Source organism: Pedobacter sp. MR2016-24 (assembly GCF_026239655.1).
GTDB lineage: Bacteria > Bacteroidota > Bacteroidia > Sphingobacteriales > Sphingobacteriaceae > Pedobacter.
The window spans coordinates 118,697-139,984 of sequence record NZ_JAPIVO010000005.1 but is presented as its reverse complement, the minus strand read 5'-3'; the positions used below and the strand labels follow the sequence as shown (position 1 = coordinate 139,984).

Sequence of the window (21,288 nt, the reverse complement as noted above, 5' to 3'; positions counted from 1 at the left end):
TTAAAAACATAAGACCGAGAGGAGGATCACCATCATCTTTTCCAGAAATTTTTTCAGGTTGCTGTTTGCAGTGATCAGCTGATTCTGCACTGTTTTTTGCGCTATATTAAGCACAACACTAATCTCACGCGTTGATAGTTCGTCTATATAGCGAAGTCTGAATATTTCTCCTCTTTTGGCGGGCTGTATATCCAGCCATAAGGCAATGCAGCCTTTCAGCTCTTTTTCATGTAAAAGCGAATCGGCCTGAAGTGAGGACAGGGCAACTCCCTCCGCTGCTTCCTCAAAAGTTGGTGCTGTTTTTCCTTTTCTGTATAATGCAAAAATTTTATAACGAACACAGGTGAGCAGATAAGGGTAAAGATTGAGTATCTCTTTGGCTTCTCTGGTTACCCAAAGATCTGCAAATACATCCTGAACAATTTCTTCTACTACTTCAGCACTCCTTATTCTTTTAAAGCTGTCATCAATTAGTTTTTTCCAATAGCGGACGTAGATCTGATCAAATGCTGTTTTATCGCCTTCCTTAAGCAAAGCATACAGCTCAGCGTCGGTCATAGCGCGGTAGGTGGAAGTTCTGGATGACATAGTGGTTGTCTTAAATTCTTTAAATGCAAGGAACTTAAGGACAATTATAAAAAAATATTTTCTAATAATATATTATTTAATATACTCTTTTATAGGTAGTTATGCTAAAAGCATTTAGATAATAAGGCCGTGTTTTGCCCGCTCAGAAATTCTGCAAAAGGCTCTTTTTTTGTTCAAAATTCCTCATTAAAACTGCATCTACAGGGGGTATGCAGTTTCACTTTTTGTTTCAGACAATACAAAGAAACTCTGAACTGTACTGATATTTTGTAGCGTAGCCAGCTGGTTGCGCAGAAATAAATGATAGGTATCCATATCAACCGTTGCGATGCGCAGGATAAAATCAAAAGCACCTGTCATTTGATAACATTCCATTACTTCAGGGAATTTTGACACTTCATTTTCAAACTGAATCAGGGTGGCTGCGGTATGTTCTTTGAGTAATACCTGTGAAAAGGCAATCAGACTTCTGTTGATCTTTTTTTTGTCCAGTATAGCTACAATGCGTTTGATATAACCCTGTTCTTTTAATTTTTTTATTCTTTCATGAATTGTTGCTATAGATTTATTCAGCTTAAATGCCATTTCTTTATTTGTTAAAGTAGCATCCTTCTGTAAAAGCTTTAATAATTCCAGGTCGGTCGGGTCAAGGTCTACAAGCATTTCTCTTTTTGTTTGAAAAAAAATTGGTTAATATTCTTATATGATCTGTAAAAATATAAAAAATAACAATTATAACACTTGTTTCAATAAAATTTACGGATTTCGAGGCAATCATTGTTAATATAAATTGTATTATAGAATTTTACCGAATAATCATTAGAGATTATTTCCGTTTTGGGAATGCATACCAATGATTTATTAACTACGAGAGCAATGTCAATCGAAACCAAACAAGCAACCTGTCTAACCACTAATCTGGCCAGTAAATTTGAACACCTATGGCATCTGGTAGGGAATACGCCTATGCTGGAGCTGGAGTATAAGTACAAAGGAGTGGCGGGAAAGATTTACGTAAAATGCGAGCATTATAATCTGACAGGAAGTATAAAGGACAGGATTGCATTATTCACGCTATTCAATGCGTACAAGGAATGCAGGATCAAACCTGGTGATGAGATTATTGAAGCAACAAGCGGGAATACCGGGATTGCATTTGCCGCTATCGGTAAAGCGATGGGGCATCCCGTTAAAATCATTATGCCTAACTGGTTAAGCAAGGAAAGAATCGATATCATTAAAAGCCTGGGCGCTGAGGTAGTGTTAATCAGTAAAGAGCAGGGCGGATTTCTGGGCAGTATTAAACTGGCTGAAACTATGGCGCTGGAAAATGACAGTACGTTTTTGCCGAGACAATTTGAAAATACAGATAATGCACGTGCACATGAAGAAACCACGGGAGTGGAGATCTGGGAGCAATTGCGTCTCAATAATCTTATTCCTGATGCTTTTGTTGCCGGAGTAGGCACAGGGGGAACGATCATGGGCACAGGAAAATACCTTCGTGCAAAAAATCCCGCTATTAAGATACATCCGCTGGAACCTGCTGAGTCGCCTACATTGACTACTGGTTATAAAGTGGGTAGCCATAGGATTCAGGGTATATCTGATGAATTTATTCCTGAAATCGTGAAGCTGAATGAACTTGACCGTGTCATTCAGGCAAATGACGGAGATGCAATCCTGATGGCACAAAAGTTAGCCAACCAGCTGGGACTTGCAGTAGGAATCTCCTCAGGAGCAAATGTGATTGGCGCAATCAAATTACAGCAGGAGCTTGGACTTGACAGCTGCGTAGTTACTATTTTCTCGGACAGTAACAAGAAGTACCTGAGTACAGATCTGATGAAGGAGGAGCCTGTTAAAGAAGGATACCTCACACCTGATACAGAATTTATGAATTATCATCCGATCAGCAGGTTGAAATAAAATCACATACACACAATCAAACCTAATCAACACAACATGAAAAAATTAATTTTATTTGCAGCAGCTTCTCTGTTCACGCTCGCAGCACACAGCCAGATTTTAAAACCGGTAACCTGGAGTTATGCTGCAAAAAGAACAAGTAAAACTGAAGCGATAGTTTATATCAAAGCAACTATTGATGAGGGATGGCATTTGTATTCTCAGCACATTAAAGAAGGCGGACCTGTTAAAACTACATTTACCTTTCCTGCTTCAAAAGAATATACACTCGTTGGTAAAACCGCTGAACCGAAAGCCGTAAACAGGTATGAAGATACTTTTAAAATGAATGTCCTGTTTTTTGAAAAAACAGCGCTATTTCAGCAGAAGGTTAAACTTAAAGGAGCAAAGGCAACAGTTAAAGGTACTGTAGAGTTCATGACCTGTGATGATAAACAATGTCTTCCGCCGGAAGAAATTACTTTCAGTGTTCCTGTAAAATAAGCATATAAATGATATCATCAGGAGTTAAAACAGGCATGAAAATGCTTGTCTTAGGGATACTTTTGTTCGTTTGCGCCGGTCAGCATGTTTATGGACAGACAACAGATACTGTATCTACAGAAGGAATTGAGTTTACTGAAATTACCGACGCGCCTGCAGATACTGTAGTTCCGCCGAAAGTTGAAGCAAAGGTTGAATCTGTAGTAAAGGACTCATTAACAAATAACAAAAAAGAAATAGCGATTGATCAACAGGAAGTGACGCAGTCATTATGGGGCATTTTTATCACAGGGTTTGTCGGTGGACTAGCCGCCCTGCTGATGCCTTGTATCTTTCCGATGTTACCTTTAACGGTGAGTTTTTTCACTAAAGGCAGCGAAAAAGGAAAAGCGTTTAGCAGAGCTGCTCTTTATGGATTTTTTATCATCCTGATCTATGTGGTGTTGGGACTACTGGTGACGGTATTGTTTGGTGCAGATGCACTAAACAGCTTATCCACAAACGGAGTTTTCAACTTCCTGTTTTTTCTGCTGCTTGTTGTATTTGCGACTTCTTTCCTGGGTGCTTTCGAAATCACACTGCCCTCATCCTGGGTAAATAAGATGGATGCGAATTCCGATAAAGGAGGAATTGCCGGATTATTTTTTATGGCGGGTACGCTCGCATTGGTATCCTTTTCATGCACAGGACCCATTATCGGTACTTTGCTTGTACAGGCAGCCACCAGCGGTGCATTGCTGGGGCCTGCAATCGGAATGTTTGGTTTCTCTTTTGCTTTAGCAATTCCATTTGCCTTATTCGCACTATTTCCTTCCGCTTTAAATGCGCTGCCAAAGTCCGGCGGCTGGTTAAACAGTGTAAAGGTAGTGCTGGGCTTTCTGGAGCTGGCTTTTGCATTGAAGTTTCTGAGCAATGTTGATCTGGCCTATCATTGGGAATGGTTTGACAGGGAAATCTTCCTCGTATTATGGATTATTATTTTTGCACTGATGGGCCTGTATCTGCTAGGCAAACTAAGGTTCGCACATGATAGTGACCTGAAGTTCATTTCTGTACCCAGGTTAATGCTGGCAATTATTGTATTATCATTTTCAGTATATATGGTTCCAGGCTTATGGGGGGCACCGCTTAAATCGGTTTCAGCCTTCCTACCTCCGCAGGAAACGCAGGATTTTGACTTGTATACACCAACTTTATTAGGGGGAAACGGGAACGCTGCTATGCCTCTACAGCAATCTTCCGGTCCGCATAAATACGCGGATATTTTCCATGCGCCCTTAAAGCTTGATGTATTTTTTGATTATGCTGAAGGCATGGCTTATGCCAGGAAGGTTAACAAACCAGTGATGATTGATTTTACAGGGCATGCCTGCGTAAACTGCAGAAAAATGGAAGCGAATGTATGGCCGGACAAAGGAGTTTATAAATTGCTTAGTCAGGATTACGTATTGATCCAGTTATATGTAGATGATAAAACTGAGCTGGCACCGGCAGATATCGTGACTACGCCAAAAGGAAAAGTGCTGCGTACAATCGGGAAAAAATGGAGCGATCTACAGGCTTCAAAATTCCAGGCAAATTCACAACCATTTTATGTAATACTTGATCCAAAAACGGAAACGATGCTGGTTAAACCACAGGGAGCGGATTATGAGGTGTCAAACTATCTGACATTTTTAAATAGTGGGCTTGCAGCCTATAATAAGTAAGAGTTTTTATCGAGCTGGTGGATGCCATAAGGTAAAATTTAGGTAAATTAATAGTTAATTATTGAAAGGCCGGCATTTGCCGGCCTTTCAAGTTTAGGTGCTATAGTATCAGCAATAGGCATGCTCAATCCTTGCGATTGGTCATGCTTTTTGCTTTTTAACAGGATTGTTTTATGGAATTATAGAATGTATCTCATCATTATTTTATAATACCTAAAGCAAATATATTATGGCCGAATTAAACAATCTAGGAAAAAAAAAGGTGACTCCACGTGTAGATTTAACAGCAATGGTAGATTTAGCATTTCTGTTGATTACCTTTTTCATGCTCACTACAACCTTGTCCAAACCAGTAGCAATGGATATTGCTAAACCTGATGTAACCGACCCGACTGTGCGGCTTGCGGTTCCGGCATCCAGAACGATGACTATTTTACTAGGTAAAAACAATAAAATTGCCTGGTATATGGGGGAGGATGGTAAAAGTATACCCAATATTGAGGATTACCGCCAGATCAGACAATCTATTCTGGCTAATCAGCGTAAGGTTGCCGGGTTAAATGGTAACGATCTTCAAAAATCGTTGATTGTGGTGATCAAACCAACCGCTGGAGCAACTTACAAAAACTTTGTAGACATCATGGATGAATTGAACATTACCAAAATTGTGACCGCTCCGGCTATTGATGATGACCATATCACATTAGACGAACAGCTCTTCATGAAGCAAAATCGAATGTTATAGATTATAAATCTTCTTATACTGTAAGTGCGTAGAAATGAAAAGCATTTTATCATTAAATTATTTAACGATTTAGCATGTTGCTGAGGTTAAAAGCTGTTAACGTGGAACTTATTTAGCAATAAATGCATGATTAACTATATGTTTTTCCCAAACTTTATTTAATTTTATAGCATTAACTAACCTATAGCTTTTGCACTACGCTGCGACTGACGATTAAGATTAATCATGAAGATAACATTATGCTGAACATTGACCAGGGAGCGTTAACGGAGAATAAGCTGGCAGGTGTACGCAGTTTGTATGACAGACATGCGGCTAAGTTGTTAGGATATATTTTTGATGTGGTAAAGGATCGCAAATTGGCCGAAGAATACCTCGTTAAAATATTTTGCGAAGTTTCTAATCAATTTGATGATTTGGGTTGGGAAGGCAGCTGGTGCCAGTTACAGCGATTCGCTAAGCATCAGCTAATGATTTTTGTTGATACTGCTAAATATACTGGTTTGGAGGATAGGGAAGGGTTAACTTTACAGCATTCTCGGGAAGCCTATTTTGGTCAGCTGACTAAAGAACAAAAACACATCTTTAGCGAGGTTTACTATTATGGCAAAACAATTGCTGCTATTTCAATTGATTTAGATAAAACTGAGGATTCAATCCGGAAGACTTTGAAAGAAGCTTTCGCTATAATGAGGAAAAGTGGTGAAAATTAAAGAATATATCGAAAGCGGTATACTGGAGGCGTATGTATTGGGATCGGCATCTGAGGCGGAAACTCAGGAACTGATGTATTTAAAAGAACTGCATCCTCAGATACAATCAGCATTGTATGATCTTGAAGTTGATATAGAGCGTATGGCGGAATATATGGCTATTAAACCTCCGCCGGATATCTGGTTTAAGATCGAAAATGATATAAGTGAGTTGGTTAAAAGGCCAGCCGCGGAGCAGTTGTCTGTAACTTCCCGTCCGCGTAAAGAAAGGGGTGGCAGAAAAAAAGAATACATTGATGTAGATTCTAAGTCCAGCCATATGCGTGTGCATAAAATATGGGGATGGATCTTAATTGCTATTTTCATACTCGGCAAAGTTTTCCTTGGTTTTGCGATCTTCTTCTACCTGGAAAACCGGCAGATAAAAGAAGAAATCAGCAATCTTAAATCAGAATTGAAACAACTGAAGACCGAAATCAAGAGGTAATTCATATAAATAAAAAAGCCCTGATAGTATGGAACTATCAGGGCTTTTTTTTTAGCTTAACAGCATTATTGTTTGATATCTGCAGGGCCGGAATTGGTATTAGCCGGTGGTAATTTCAATCCTTCAATCCCTGTAACCACTTCTTCCTCTTCGTCTTTAGCATGTTTGCCTTTTTTCTTCTTCTTTTTATCCCCCCCACGTAATTGTTCTTCCAAAAACGAATCGTAGTCTTTCAGTTGCTCACCTTTGAGCACATCTTTAATCTTTTGTGTGGTCTGGTTCTGTAATTTATAAAACCTGCTTACATCATCTTCATTGAACATTCCGGTCTGCTGCTTTTTAGTCAGTGCCATCTGTTCTTTATACATATCCAGTGTGTAGTTATAAATGATGTTTCTCTGCGTTGGGTTTAGTTTAACTTTTTTATCTAAAGCATCTACGTTTTTTGTGGTCAGCTCCGAAGCTGTAGGCACTTTTTGCGCAGTGGCAAAAGTGGCCATTCCAAATATCATTGATAGAATTAAAAAAGATTTTTTCATTGTCATCATGTATTAAACTATATTCCGGAACTATCGCCCGTTACGTCTGCAATTTATGAAATTATCTTTAATAGTTTATGAAAAGAGAAGGCACAGTTCTGGAGAGCCTTAATTTTTCCTTAGCATGTCCTGCGCCTGTAATATAATAATGTTAAAAGATGCAGGGGGCAGACTAATAGTCATTTGATTTCCTGTTATCTTTTCTGATTTTTCACTCTTTTTTACACTGTGCTCATTTTTAAAGGTATTCACTGCATACAGATGTGCGGCGGTATAAGAAATCTTCTTCAGAATTCCTGTTTTGAACGGAGCAGGTAAATGTTCGATTTCTATATTACTTTGCACAGTATTTACAACATCCCGGTTTACTATTGTAAGTGTGAGCTGGTGACCGTCTTCTGTAATGCTGGATGAAACATCGAGTGTTTTAAAACCGCCAGCTGTATTCTCAGATTCAACTGCAGTCTGCAGGTTATATTTCCCTGCATAATCCCTAAAGGCTTTCAGCGGTGTAAATACGGTTTGCCGATATGAGCCAGTGGGATCTGACATAACTGGAGCCAGAACATTTACAGTTTGCGCCCAGGTTGCCATACCGATAGAAGAACTATGGCGCTGAAAAAGATTCATAAAAGTAGCTACGCCAAGGGCGTGCGACCAGTTATATTGATATTCCATCTGATAATCGCCTTTTCCTTTTCCGGAGCTCAGGTCCCAGATTCCCCACTCATCTATCGCAAGTTTTATCGGTTCTTTCCGCGAGGGAAACCTGTACCATTTATTGAATTGCTCAACTTTAGCTGGCATCTTTGCCAGTAAGGATTCCATCTTAACCAGTGGTTTTTCTATCTCATCGATTGAGGTGATCAGGGAATTGAAGGTTGTATCCTTTGGAATAGAATAAAGATGTATAGAAAGGAAATCACATACTGGTCCAAGTTGCTGAAGTACTTTGCTGCTCCAGGCTATATCCTCAGAATTCCCTACCAGTATAAATTTAAGGCTGTTATCCTGTAATTTCATTAGTTTAAGAAACTGCCATGTGTCCCTGATATATAATTCCGGATCCTGATGTCTGCCAGCATCAGTTTCCGCACCTTCTTCATTCCCGATACCCCAGTATTTTACGTTAAAGGGTTCTTTGAAACCATCTCTCCGCCTTAGATTAGCATAATAAGTATCTTCGGTACCATTACAATATTCTACCCAGTTTGCTGCTTCCTCCGGAGTTCCTGTAGCCATGTTGACAACCAGGAAGGGCTCTGCATTTAATTTCCTGCAATAGCTGATAAACTCTGCTGTACCAAAGTGGTTATCTTCAACACCTCCCCAAATCAGATTTTTGCGTTTCTTTCTGGCTGCCTTCGGGCCGATCCCATCTTCCCAGTGATAAATTTTTGTAAAGGTTCCACCCGGATAACGGAGTAGTGGCGTACGTAGTTCTTTCACCTTTTCCAGTACATCTTTACGGAAACCTTCCTGATCAGCCAGCGGAGAGTGTTCATCATAAATACCTCCGGTTATGGCACGGCCAAGATGTTCAATGAACTGTCCGTATTGAAACGGATTTATTTCTGTCTTAGCAGCGGCATCTATTTTAATGACTGCCTGTTTTTTATTCTGAGCAAATAGGATGAATGGGGAGAGCAGTAGCAATAAATAGGGGAAAAGCTTCATGTTTAAGTTTAATACGAAAATTAGCAGTTTCTTTGCTGATGGATCTGGTTTTTCTCCTAAACTTATTAAAATTTATATGAATTGAACTATCTTAGTCTGATTAATTTGATAATTCATCCCAAAAATAGTTGGGTTATGCTATTATTTAAGTTCACAATTCACTTCCTTAAAAATAAAACGTCCCTTATCATAATCTATCGGTTGCGACTTTGCGAAATAGTTTCTGCCCCATGCGGTCTCCATTATGCCGACTCCCAATATAAGCCTGCCGTTTCTTTTCAATAAGGCAACCGGATTTCTACGCCATTTTCCATCTCCGGTCGTAAAGTTATAATCTGCCAGTAAAGTATCTCCATGCATTAGTCCCTTGAGCGTCCCCTTATGCGTAACACCGTTAGTATAGTTGAAGGTCAAATTCCCTTCGATACTTTTTCTTTGATCAGTGATAGTGAGTAAAACAGTGTCAGACTCGTCCACTGCCACATAACAGATTTTAACAATTGTAGGGACGACTTTACCTGATTGTACTTTTGGTTGTTCCTGATTGCAGGCTGAAGTTAGGCTGGCGATAAAAATGAGCGGGGCAAGACATGTAGTTTTGATATTTTTCATTAGAAGGGAGATAGATAATTAATATAGTATGCATTTATATCCAATGTATAGCATATGAATACGATGGGGAATCGATGTAGATTCCATAAGCCTATAAAAAAATATTTTTATTGATGTAGTATGACTCATTTGGTCTGCAAAAAATATAAAAGCAATTTCAATGGGAATAAGATTTGAAACTTCTCACAAATAATAAGTATAGACCGGCAAATAATCTTCTGTGACATAGCAGATAGTCAGCTGTTTTATGTTTAATTTTCAGAACAATTATCTTAACGCATAAATGAAGGTGGTTTTATGAATAATTATAAAAAATACATTTTTGGCCTGATACTAATTTTTGTGATGAGTGTATCATGTTATGCACAGGGAACTATTCCCGGCATTTATAACAGGAGCAGTAACGATCCCCATGGTGCCAGCTATCTTTTTGTGCTGGAAGACCATAAATTTGCGATCACTTATTTTGGTGGCGTTTTAACTGGCGAATGGCAGCTTAATGGAAATAAAGCAGAGTTTATACCTTTTAAAAGCGACCGGCATTTTAAGATTTATGGCAGACATAATAAAGATTTAAATGATAGCAGCAGAGTATACTTTCAGCATTTTGATAAGCAGGAAACTTTTATCGGTTTTGATGAACAGAAATCAGGCAAACCCTTATTAAAAAGGGTTTTTAACCCAAACCCTAATTGTGTGCCCTATCCCTCGGTCTACAAGTTTGCAGGGTTGCCGGGTAATATATCATTTTCGGACCAACCCTATCATTTCAATGATGAAAATAGCGATCCGAAGGCCAAACGTAATATCTACACCTATAATAATAACGAAAAATATAATGATTTTATCGCTTATTATATAGAAGATGATAGCGAAAAGGAGCCATTTTATGCACTGGTAAAGACTGATAAACTTGTTTTTGAAGATGACGAAGTCGCCCGGAGACCTTTACCAACCAAAGGAGAGAATCTCGAATTTATTACAAAAATCACTCATGCACCGCGTTCTGTGGATAAAGTATTTTACAACCCTTTTTACAATCAAAGCGGAGAAGATGTGACAGATAGCCTGAATTTTAAGTTTAACAAAGAAAAGAATGCCTATATAAATTTCTTAAATTATGTAGAGGGCGAAGAGTTCAGACCGAATGAACAGGATGCTTATAATCACATGTATATCATCTACCAGTTTAATTTGCTGCCGCTTGCTGATAAAAAAATACTTCCGTTTGCAATAGATCATAACTCATTATTTACGGCTGTTTGTGAAGAGCTATAAGGTAGAGCATATTAATTCGGGTTCCTGCACAGCGAATTCTATCATTCAATAACCTTCCAAGTTTTAAGATTTCTTAATATTAAAGGAATATAGGCAGGGTACTTTTGGAAAAAAGAGATACCATCAAAACAGATACACAACCTTTGACGGAAGAATTATTGAGTTCATTAAAAGATGGAGACCATTCCGCTATGGAATATCTTTACCAAACTTACTGGGAAGTTGTATTGGATGCAGCGTATAAAAGGGTCAGGGATGAAGAAATCGCACAGGATATTACTCAGGAAATTTTCATTTCAGTATGGGAAAACCGTGAACAATTGCATATCAATAGTAGTTTTGAAGCCTGGTTAAAAGGCGCAGTTAAGTATAAGGTGATCAACTATTTTAAATCAAGCATAGTCAAAGAAAAATATCAGGAAGACCTGGTTCAACTGATGGGGAATCAGTCAGATTCCTCTTCCGCTGAAAGTATGATCATGCTAAAAGAGCTCAACCGGCAGCTTGACCATGCGATGCTTGAGCTGCCTGAAAAAATGAGGGTTATTTTCGTTATGAGCAGGAGACAGCAGAAGTCTGCAAAAGAGATTTCTGATGAACTAAACCTGTCTGTGCAGACGGTTAAAAATCAGCTTTCCGCCGCTTTGAAATTAATCCGGAAAAAACTCTCCTACACCCTGATCCTGATTATCCTGATAGGGTTAACCTAAGCTTAACGCAACCTTAACGTACTTAGATGGTACCGATCTCCTTTCTGACTGACTTGTTTGGAGATGACGAAAGAAGAAAAGGCAGGAGAACTGCTGAAAAAATACTTGAACAACGAGCTTGATGCTTCCGGGTTGCAGCAGGTTGAGGATTGGTATACTACCTACGAAGAACGTAAAATAGCTATTGATGCAGACAAAAAGGCGCTGATGAAGCAGCAAATGTTCCTCCGGCTGCAAAAGAAGATGCATACTGAGGTAAGGCCTGCGGCATTCCATCTATCAATATACAGCCAGTGGCTAAAGATAGCAGCAGTACTGCTCATCACTCCAGCTCTGGCACTGGCCATTCATGCTGCTTTCTACCAGCATAAAGAAAAAGAGAACAGTTATGCCATCACTACTACTGCATCAGAAAAAAAGAAGATTACCCTGAGCGATGGTTCTGAGATTCTGCTTGGACCATCTTCAAAATTCATCTACCCTGCAAAATTCAATACAGCTCTTCGTGAGGTGGAACTGGAGGAAGGGGAAGCTTTTTTTAAAATTGCACATGAAGAGCAGCGGAGTTTTATTGTTAAGACTACCGATGGTTTGCAGACAAAAGTTCTTGGAACTTCATTTACCATCAGGTCTTTCCGTGCAAAGCGAAGTATAGCTATTATAGTAGCTACAGGTAAAGTTTCGGTAGGGAATACACATCAGGTTTTCGGAACTTTAGTTAAAGGGCAGCAGATTTCGTATGACCGTGAGCATCATCGTGCCGAGATCAGCTATTCGCCGGAAACTATGAATACCGCTATCGTCTTTGAGAGGACTACCTTGCAAGCAGCGTTACATCAGCTGGAATATATCTATTCCATCAAAATTGCGCTGAGTCCATCACTTTATCAGCTTAAATGTGCTGCCAGTTTTAACAGCAGACAAAAACCTGCAGAGATCCTATCCATTTTGTGCAGTCTGCACCATTTAAAATTCAGCTCGTCTGAAGATCAGAAAACCTTTAAAGTATACAAAATGAAGAAATAATACTATTTAAATAACCAGTGCTGATCAGATCAGCACTGGTCGCTAAAGCCATTCGCTACGCCAATAACAGTATGGCTTATTTTCAAACACATTAATGTTATAAAAACCCTTAAATATATGATAACATCCTCAATTAAGAGGTCTACAGCTCTTTATAAAGTCATGAAATATTCAATTTTAACTTTTTCGGTTCTCTGTGCCTTTTGCGTTTCGCTGATGGCTTCGCCTACAATGGCGCAGAAGTTAGAGAAAAGTACCATTACTATTTCCATCGTCAAAGGACAGTCCACTACCCAGATTCTGAAAAAAATAGCATCCCTTACCGGATTAAGTTTTGTTTATAATCCGGATCTGATGACAAAAAATACCAGAACGGAGTCTTTCGAAAAAGAGAAAGTGGCACTGGTTTTACACCGCCTGGGTTTAAGGGCAATGGAAAAAGGGGAATTTGTGATACTCAGTAATCTGCCGCTGATGAAAAAAGCAGAACGTCTGATTACTGGTACGGTAAAAGATTCTACAGCGCAGATCGGTATGCCCGGTGTCTCCGTAAAAGTTGTAGGCTCACAGCAGGGCACCGCTACAGATGCTTCAGGAAATTATAGCCTTCGCGTTGCCGATGATGCAGTTTTATCTTTCTCTATGTTAGGCTATAAAACTGTGCAGGTAAAAGTGGGCACTGGTTCGGTGATCAACGTATCCCTGCTGGAAGACAAATCCTTACTGAGTGAAGTTGTAGTAGTTGGTTATGGAACACAGAAAAAGGCTACCCTTAGTGGTGCTATCAGTTCTGTATCATTAGATAACCTGTCATCCCGTTCGCTGAACAATGTAGGAGAAGTCCTTGCCGGTAAATCACCCGGAGTAATTGTTACAAATGAAGGTGGTGACCCAACTTCTGCTCCACGGGTAAACATCAGGGGATCTGGCGGTATTAACGGAGAAACTCCGCTATATGTGGTAGACGGATCTTTGATTACTGGTGTGCCGCAGATCAATCCGAATGATATTGAATCTATAGCTGTTCTGAAAGATGCCTCTTCCGCTATTTACGGGGCAAGAGCTTCGGGAGGTGTAGTGCTGATCACTACCAAAAAAGGAAAAAACGGCAAGCTGCAGATAAACTTTGATGCCAAAGTTGGGCAGCAGAGCGTGTGGAAAAAACTTGAGCCCCTTAATGCTGAAGAGCGTGCAATGGTTGCAGCTACTGCAGCAAAGAATGGGAATACAGCAATTCTGCCAGCATTTGACCTCACAAAGTATGCAGACGGACAAACTACGCGCACGAACTGGATGGATGAAATTTTCAGGACTGGCATGCTGCAGGACTATAATACATCTATTAGTGGTGGCAATGATCAGTCGCACTTTTTCCTGAGTTTTAATTACCGTAAAGCAGAAGGTATCGTGCTGAATACACATGCACAGCGTTATAACTTCAGAATCAATTCTGATCATCAGGTTACTAAATGGTTAAAGGTCGGTGAAAATCTATCATTCAGCAATACAAATGGAAACGGTGCCAATACCTTAAATGATTATACAGGTGCCTTATTGTCCGCAATTTATTATCCTACCAATGGTACTGCATATAATCCTGACGGATCTTTTGCGGGACTTCCTGGCGGCCAGTATGCGGGTGATTATGGGGATATTATTAACCCTGTTGCAGAATTACAAAGAATAGATATCAATAACCCTACAAATTTATTGGTGGTTAATCCTTATGCAGAAGTGTCAATCGCAAAGGGGCTGAGCTTCAGATCTAATTTAAGCATCACCAATTCATTTAACAACTATAAAAGTTTTACGCCGAAGCGCCCGGAGGTAGGCAAGCCTGTACTCAGCAATATGCTGGAAGAGAGCAACGCAAGGATCACAGACATTCTTGCAGAGCAGGTATTGTCTTATCATAAAAAAGCTGGTCAGCATGAGATCGACCTGACGGGAGGTTATTCTTATCAGAAAACTACCAACAAATCACTTTATGTATCCGGTACAGGATTCGATAATGAAGCTCCGGGTTCGAGATACCTGGTAAATGCGACGACTTTCCAGCCTTCTACAAGTGCAATGAATGAAAGGGTGATCTCTTCTCTTTTTGCAAGACTGAACTATAATTATGCTGATAAATATTTTGCCTCATTAATTGGTCGCAGGGATGCTACATCAATGTTAACGAAAGAAAACAGAACCCGGAATTATTATTCTGTTTCGGGCGGATGGTTATTAAGTAAGGAAGACTTCCTCAAAGAAAGCAGCTGGTTAAGTGAATTGAAATTAAGAGGGAGTTATGGTTTGATGGGGAATCTTGCTTCTCTGCGGCCTGAAGATGTAAGTCCTTTACTGAGTCGTACTGAAGCTTATTTCGGTCAGGTGCCTGCAATGCAAAACGGCTATATATCTACAGTGCTTCCAAATCCGAACCTGGGCTGGGCAGAGTCAGAACAGACAAATATGGGTTTGGATCTGGGGATTTTAAATAACAGCCTTTCCTTGAATGCTGATTATTTTATAAAGGACATCAACCACATGATCCTGAACAAAACCCTGCCAGGAACTTCAGGATTGAGCACGCAGACAATTAACGCGGGTACGGTTAGAGATAAAGGCTTCGAGTTGGGGATTACTTATAACAGCAACAGGGACAAAGCCTTTACTTATTCCATAAATGCTACCCTGACTAAAATAAGTAATAAGGTGATCAGTTTAGGCGAAGGTCAGGATATTATCGCCGTTAGCAATAACTTCAGGAATGAGCTCGCTCCTTTAGTGATTAAAAAAGGTCAGCCGCTTTACAGTTATTATGTATTGAAAACGCAGGGTATCTTCCAAAGTAAGCAGGAAGCTGATGAGTACAAAAATGCAGGTGGTAATAAAATACAGCCAAATGCTAAAGCAGGTGATTTCAAATTTGCTGATTTGGATGGAAATGGATCTATTGATGCGAATGACCGTTATATTGCCGGCAGTGCATATCCTGATTTCTCGTATGGCATGAGCTTTAATGCAGCCTACAAAAACTTTGATATCAATATTTTTGCACAGGGAGTTGCCGGAAATAAACTGTTTAATGCAGTGAAACGTACCACCTTTAGTGCGAGTGGACCTTCATATAATAAACTTTCAGGGATACTCGATGCATGGTCGCCCGAAAACCCAGGTGGAAAAGTACCTGTCATTTCTACTTCCGATGCCAATGGTAACTTCAATGCTTCCGACTTCTATGTCGAGAACGGTTCTTACCTGCGTCTGCGCAATATTACTTTGGGTTATACCTTTCCTAAATCAGCCAGTGATAAGTTAAAAACAGGCAATATCCGTGTATATGCTACATCGAATAACTTGTTTACGATAACTAAATATTCCGGATTTGATCCTGAAATCGGGATGGACAATTTTGGTCTTGATACTGGCCGCTATCCGCAGGCAAGATCATTCATGTTAGGCCTTAGTTTAAGTTTATAATATCATACGTACAGAAAATGAAACAAAGTATAAAATATATCACAGTGGCGGCATTGGCCGTTTTTAGTTCTTGTTCAAAACAATTGGATATTGTGCCGGAAGGTGCACCATCTGCTCAGAATTTCTGGAAAACAAAAGAGGATGCTATAAAAGGGGAGGCGGGTATGTATGCCAATTATAACCAGGAAGATTATTATGGCCGTGGAATGTTCTGGTTTATCAATGCCAGTGATGATATGGTTACCGGACGTAATAAACCAGAAGGGGATAATATCAAGAATTTCAACAAAACCTATATTGGCGGCGGATATACAGAATCACAATGGTCCATGCGTTACGCAACAATCAAAGCAGCGAATGATGTGATCAGAAATGTACCAGCAATAATTATGGATGAGAATCTGAAAAAACAAATTATTGGCGATGCTTACTTCAATGCCGGTCTTGTTTATTTTCAGCTTGCTGCAAATTATGGAAATGACAAAGCTGGTGTGCCGATTATTACACCCGAAGCAAATCCTGCTATCGCTGTGCCAAGAGCGGCCAGCGTGAATGAAAACTATGATTATATCATTGATTTGCTATTAAAGGCTGCTGATAATTTGCCATTGTTCTCACAAATGGCGGCCACCGACTACGGTAAGGCACATAAAACTGCGGCATGGGCATATTTATCAAAAGTATACCTGTATAAAAAAGACTATGCCAACGCAAAAAAATATGCGGAAATGGTGATGAACTCCGGACAGCATGAGTTGGTTCTGACCGGTTTTGCTGATGTTTTCAAAGCCTCAAACAACTGGTCTAAAGAATATATATGGTCGGTTGTCTGTACACCAAGTGGCGGTGGAACAGGCTGGGGCAGCAAATTGCCGGGTGTAATGTTAACCAACAAGGCCTGGGGTTTGTATAACGGATGGGGTTATTACTTGCCGACTAAAGAATTGTATGATTCTTTTGAAGCAGGTGATCAGCGTCGTGAAGCTACTATTCTGAAGCCAGGCGATAAATTCATGTTTTTTGGTGCAGAGCGTAGCTTTACAAAAGACGCGGGTGCAACTTCGAACTACCAGTTTAAAAAATATATGGAACCGTTCAGCTATGCTAACCCTATTCCATTACATGTGAATCCAAACGGAGATAACGGTACTACTGATTTAAATGTTCCATTGATGCGCTTTGCAGAAGTTTTACTGATTCAGGCAGAGGCTGCAATCAATGTAAGTGGGGCGGGGGCAGGAGATGCAGCATTGAACAGGATCCGTGTTCGTGCCGGTCTTGCCCCAAAAACAGGAATGACGATAGCAGATCTGAAACGTGAACGCCGTAATGAACTGGCTGGAGAATGGGCCGACAGACACAGAGACCTGGTCAGATGGGGTGATGCACAGGCTGCTTACGCTAAACCTCTGCATGATTTTGATGGTGCAGTGATCTGGCCTGCAAGGGTTTTTAATCCGCAGGTTCATGATGTATGGGCGGTGCCACAGCGGGAGATCGACAACGGTGGCGGTGTGATTAAACAAAATTCCGGATGGTAAAAAAAGCAATAATTATTTCCACCCTGAGCCTCTGCCTGCTATTGAGTAAGGCAGAGGCCCAAAAGGGTTTATCAGCCAATAACGGACATAGTCATAATGATTATCATCAGCATATTCCGTTATTAAGCGCTTATTATGCCCGTATGGGGTCTATAGAAGCAGATGTTTTCCTGAAAAACGGAAAGCTCTATGTCGCGCATGATACAACAGAGATTAGCGAAGAGGCTACATTAAAAAGTCTTTACCTGGCACCTCTGGCTAAATTTTATGCGAAAAATGACAATCACCCTTATCCCGATTCAACTGATCAGCTTCAGTTGGTGATTGATATTAAATCTGATTATCAGCATGTTTTACCTGTATTGATAAATGAACTGCGGGAATTTAATACGGTATTTAATCATACAAAAAATCCAGCTGCAATTACGATCGCAGTGAGCGGTGATGTACCTGATCCGGCAAGTTTTAAAAATTACCCTGATTATATTTCTTTTGACGGGCGACCGTATATAACATATACTCAGGATCAGTTGAAACGCATCTGCATGATCAGTGATGAATTGAAGAATTATACGGATTGGAATGGTAAGGGGACGCCTACAAAAGCTGATGAAATAAAACTGAGGTCGGTAATTGACAAAGCGCATCGGCAACATAAGCCTTTTAGGTTCTGGGCAACACAGGACAGTCCGAATACCTGGCTAGAATTAGAACGTTTGGGGGTTGACTGGATCAATACCGACCATCCGGAACAACTGCACAATTTTTATCAGCATAAGGATAAACTCAGCTATACCAATCCCCTGGCATATCCGGTGTATCAGCCCACCTATAAGTCGGACGGGCTCCATAAAAAAGTTAAACATGTAATTCTGCTGATAGGCGATGGGATGGGGCTTGCGCAGATTCACGCCGGATGGATAGCCAATCATGGAAATCTGAACATCACCATGATGCGTAACAGTGGTTTCTCACAAACTGCTGCTGCCAACTCAGGAAATACAGATTCTGCCGCAGGGGCTACAGCTATGGCAGCAGGTGAGAAAACGAATAACCGTTATATCGGGATGGGACCAGATGATCGCCATCTTACGAATATGGCAGATACTTTAGCCATTTTTGGTGTGAAAACCGGAATCATCAGCTCAGGTGATATCACTGATGCTACGCCGGCGGCATTTTATGCTCATCAGCCGGATCGCTCGTTTAACCAGGCTATTGCTAAAGATTTTCTCAGCAGCCATGTTGATGTACTGGTAGGATCTAACGAAAGAAGTTTTCTGGCCAATGCAGATACCACACTGATGTCTGCCATCAAGGCTAAAGGTTATACCTGGAGCAGTACTTTAACAGACTTCAAAAAGCAGAAAAGAGGTAAACAGCTGGTATTACTGCCTGATAGTGCTACCCGTCCGGTTAAAGATGGCAGGGATGATATGCTGTTGCAATCCCTGAATAAAACTATTGAATTGTTATCATCTAATAAAAATGGTTTTTTTATCATGACAGAAGGGGCACAGATAGACTATGGCGGCCACGCTAATGATTTGAAATATGTGGTAACTGAGTTGCACGATTTTGATAAAACAGTTGCCGAAGCTTTACGCTTTGCTGATCGGGACGGGGAGACACTCGTTCTGGTTACCGCAGATCATGAAACCGGCGGATTAACTTTATTAGAAGCTGCTGCGGCAGAAGGTAGGATACAGGGCGAATTTAGCACGAACGACCATACCAATATCATGGTGCCGGTTTATGCATATGGTCCCTGGGCTGAAGAGTTCAGGGGCACCTATCAGAATACAGAGATCTTTCATAAAATTCTTAAAGCTTTTAGCAATAATAAACCCTGAATCATCATTTGAATGTATCTGTCTTAAATGTAGGAGGACATCAGATTGATAATAATCTTAAATCCTCTTAAAAAATCCTCTTTACGGTCAGCGAAGCTGTTCGAAAAGAGGATTTTTTATTATCCATTTTACCTGCATTAATTCCTATATTCAGCTCTTGATATGCCGGTTGAGGACGAGGATATAAATAATTGGGATAAAATGCGTCTGGGTGATAAACAGGCCTTATTTGAATTGTACAATAAAATGTATTTTCATTTAATCCGCTTCGGGCTTAAAATAAATCCTGATGATGAGCTGGTTAAAGACTGTGTGAACCAGATATTCTTGAATATATGGGATAAGAGGGATAGGCTCCAGGCTGTTCGGCAGGTTAAATCTTATTTAATGACCTCCCTTCGTCGCTGTATGCTGGATCAGCTCGCACATACTGATAAAATGCAAGCTGTTTTTAATCAGATGGGAACAGAGGAAAACTGGAATGAGTTGTCTTACGAAGCGATCATTATTAAAGTACAAATCGATCAGGAAGTAAAAGATAAACTCGGATTGGCAATAAAACAGCTTACACCGCGACAGATAGAACTTATTCAGCTTAAGTTTTTTGATGGTCTTTCTTATGGTCAGATTGCAGAGAGAACTTCCCAAACCGTAAAGACTGCTTATAATACTATTTATGATGCTATAAAAACATTAAGGAAACTGCTCAAATAAAATTATTAGTAAAATAAATGAGAATTCCTTAGGAAATCATATGCGTTTTCCTGTCTATAGGTTAAAAATAGACCTATGCGGATGCCAAATGATGATTTTTCTGTAGAAGAGCTGGTATGTAATGATAATTTTCAGCAGTACTGTCTCGGTTCTGACCTGAAAATCCAGATTTTATGGGATGAATGGATCCGGGACAGGCCCGGAAGAGCATTGGATTTTGAGGAGGCAAAAAAAATAGTCGGATTGCTGACGGCAAGGCAGGGCAGCAAAACCGTACAGCTCGAAGATTTAAGAAAGGGGATCAAACAAAGGGAAATTTTCGATGAACTCATTACTACCCGTGCCGGAGCTACCCCAATAGTATTATCAAAAAAAACTGATCGAATTTACCGGTACCTGGCAGGACTGGCCGCTGCCGGAATTATTGCCGTTTCTTCGGTTTTACTATTTCAAGGCAAGCAGCCTGCAGAAAATTTATTTTCCAAAAATGTTTCCGGCAAAAGTATAAGCTCCGGATCGGCTATCCGCAAAACTGTTCTGCTTCCTGACGGTACCCTAATCACTATAGGGAAGGAGAGTACTATCCGGCTCAACCAGAATTTCAGCACCGGCAACAGGGAATTGTGGCTTTCAGGAGAAGCTTTTTTTGATGTTAAACACGATCCTCAGCATCCTTTTGTCGTGCATACCATTTCAAGTGATATCCGGGTGCTGGGAACAGTCTTTAATGTGAAAGCCTATCCCGGCGATACGACTATGGAAACAACGCTGATCCGCGGCAGCGTACGTGTTGACGCAAAAAAGCACACTAATTATTCCATCACTTTAAAGCCCGATGAAAAGCTGGTCAGCTATAATTCTATTGGCGCTAAACAGGATATTAATCACTCTTTCTACAGCATCCTGCCAGTAAAAAACAGGAGTACAGGAACTGGAAAACCTGATGAAATTAAATGGGTACGCAACCGCCTTGATATAGAAGATGAACCACTTTCTGTTATCGCCCGAAAATTACAGCAATGGTACGGGATCACCATCGTAGTGACTGACGATGAGGTGAAAAATTATCGTTATTCCGGGGTCTTTGAGAATGAAAATGTCCTGAAGACTTTGGAAGCCCTGCAGCTGTCGTATCCTTTCCAATTCACAGTAACAGAGGATAAAATAATTATCAATAAATCAAAATGACCTGAATGAATCACAATCTTATATAAAT

19 protein-coding genes are annotated in these 21,288 nt (G+C 40.2%); 14 read left to right on the top strand and 5 right to left on the bottom strand.

Annotation, left to right across the window (positions count from 1 at the left end):
- Both OQX62_RS14675 and OQX62_RS14670 read right to left on the bottom strand, forming a co-directional pair.
- On the bottom strand, positions 1-588 hold the full coding sequence (locus tag OQX62_RS14675; RefSeq protein WP_265832309.1) for an RNA polymerase sigma factor: 588 nt from the start codon (positions 586-588) through the stop codon (positions 1-3).
- A 198-nt stretch (positions 589-786) separates the two neighbouring features.
- The gene (locus OQX62_RS14670) at positions 787-1,251 is read right to left on the bottom strand and encodes an Lrp/AsnC family transcriptional regulator (protein WP_265832308.1); all 465 of its coding nucleotides are present in this window, start codon (positions 1,249-1,251) and stop codon (positions 787-789) included.
- 213 nt (positions 1,252-1,464) lie between these two features.
- Between OQX62_RS14670 and OQX62_RS14665 the strand changes: the two genes are divergently transcribed.
- The 6 genes from OQX62_RS14665 (at position 1,465) to OQX62_RS14640 (ending at position 6,654) form a co-directional block, all read left to right on the top strand.
- A complete protein-coding gene (locus OQX62_RS14665; protein ID WP_265832307.1) occupies positions 1,465-2,517 on the top strand; it encodes a PLP-dependent cysteine synthase family protein in 1,053 nt (350 codons plus the stop codon).
- A gap of 36 nt (positions 2,518-2,553) precedes the next feature.
- Positions 2,554-3,000 (top strand): protein-disulfide reductase DsbD domain-containing protein, encoded by a 447-nt coding sequence (locus OQX62_RS14660; RefSeq protein ID WP_265832306.1) that lies wholly within the window; start codon positions 2,554-2,556, stop codon positions 2,998-3,000.
- A gap of 41 nt (positions 3,001-3,041) precedes the next feature.
- Complete coding sequence (locus OQX62_RS14655) at positions 3,042-4,709, top strand: protein-disulfide reductase DsbD family protein (RefSeq protein ID WP_416276574.1); 1,668 nt, start codon at positions 3,042-3,044, stop codon at positions 4,707-4,709.
- 229 nt (positions 4,710-4,938) lie between these two features.
- Positions 4,939-5,454 carry an ExbD/TolR family protein gene (locus OQX62_RS14650; RefSeq protein WP_265832305.1) on the top strand — a complete coding sequence of 172 codons (516 nt, stop codon included), beginning with the start codon at positions 4,939-4,941 and terminating at the stop codon, positions 5,452-5,454.
- A gap of 239 nt (positions 5,455-5,693) precedes the next feature.
- On the top strand, positions 5,694-6,167 hold the full coding sequence (locus tag OQX62_RS14645) for an RNA polymerase sigma factor (protein ID WP_265832304.1): 474 nt from the start codon (positions 5,694-5,696) through the stop codon (positions 6,165-6,167).
- Positions 6,157-6,654, top strand: a complete 498-nt coding sequence (locus OQX62_RS14640) for a hypothetical protein (protein ID WP_265832302.1) — start codon at positions 6,157-6,159, stop codon at positions 6,652-6,654. Before OQX62_RS14645 ends, OQX62_RS14640 begins: the two co-directional genes overlap by 11 nt.
- 65 nt (positions 6,655-6,719) lie before the next feature.
- On the opposite strand, the gene OQX62_RS14635 is transcribed toward OQX62_RS14640, so the two are convergent.
- The 3 genes from OQX62_RS14635 to OQX62_RS14625 form a co-directional block, all read right to left on the bottom strand.
- Complete coding sequence (locus tag OQX62_RS14635; RefSeq protein ID WP_265832300.1) at positions 6,720-7,193, bottom strand: hypothetical protein; 474 nt, start codon at positions 7,191-7,193, stop codon at positions 6,720-6,722.
- 108 nt (positions 7,194-7,301) lie between these two features.
- Entirely contained in the window at positions 7,302-8,870 is a 1,569-nt protein-coding gene (locus OQX62_RS14630) for an alpha-L-arabinofuranosidase C-terminal domain-containing protein (RefSeq protein ID WP_265832298.1), read from the bottom strand.
- A 141-nt stretch (positions 8,871-9,011) separates the two neighbouring features.
- Entirely contained in the window at positions 9,012-9,482 is a 471-nt protein-coding gene (locus OQX62_RS14625; RefSeq protein ID WP_265832297.1) for a hypothetical protein, read from the bottom strand.
- A 297-nt stretch (positions 9,483-9,779) separates the two neighbouring features.
- On the opposite strand from OQX62_RS14625, the gene OQX62_RS14620 reads away from it, so the two are divergent.
- The 8 genes from OQX62_RS14620 to OQX62_RS14585 all read left to right on the top strand — a co-directional run bounded on the left by OQX62_RS14620 (position 9,780) and on the right by OQX62_RS14585 (position 21,260).
- Positions 9,780-10,760 (top strand): hypothetical protein, encoded by a 981-nt coding sequence (locus tag OQX62_RS14620; RefSeq protein WP_265832296.1) that lies wholly within the window; start codon positions 9,780-9,782, stop codon positions 10,758-10,760.
- 104 nt (positions 10,761-10,864) lie between these two features.
- A complete protein-coding gene (locus OQX62_RS14615) occupies positions 10,865-11,470 on the top strand; it encodes an RNA polymerase sigma-70 factor (protein ID WP_265832295.1) in 606 nt (201 codons plus the stop codon).
- Positions 11,471-11,533: 63 nt separating this feature from the next.
- The gene (locus OQX62_RS14610; protein WP_265832293.1) at positions 11,534-12,496 is read left to right on the top strand and encodes a FecR family protein; all 963 of its coding nucleotides are present in this window, start codon (positions 11,534-11,536) and stop codon (positions 12,494-12,496) included.
- Between the two features lie 162 nt (positions 12,497-12,658).
- Positions 12,659-15,964 (top strand): SusC/RagA family TonB-linked outer membrane protein, encoded by a 3,306-nt coding sequence (locus OQX62_RS14605; protein ID WP_265832292.1) that lies wholly within the window; start codon positions 12,659-12,661, stop codon positions 15,962-15,964.
- Between the two features lie 17 nt (positions 15,965-15,981).
- A complete protein-coding gene (locus OQX62_RS14600; RefSeq protein WP_265832291.1) occupies positions 15,982-17,505 on the top strand; it encodes a RagB/SusD family nutrient uptake outer membrane protein in 1,524 nt (507 codons plus the stop codon).
- Entirely contained in the window at positions 17,499-19,358 is a 1,860-nt protein-coding gene (locus OQX62_RS14595; RefSeq protein WP_265832290.1) for an alkaline phosphatase, read from the top strand. The genes OQX62_RS14600 and OQX62_RS14595 overlap by 7 nt, the downstream gene beginning before the upstream one ends.
- 162 nt (positions 19,359-19,520) lie before the next feature.
- Entirely contained in the window at positions 19,521-20,072 is a 552-nt protein-coding gene (locus OQX62_RS14590; RefSeq protein WP_265832289.1) for an RNA polymerase sigma factor, read from the top strand.
- 75 nt (positions 20,073-20,147) lie between these two features.
- Entirely contained in the window at positions 20,148-21,260 is a 1,113-nt protein-coding gene (locus OQX62_RS14585) for a FecR family protein (protein WP_265832288.1), read from the top strand.
- The last annotated feature ends 28 nt before the right edge of the window (positions 21,261-21,288 follow it).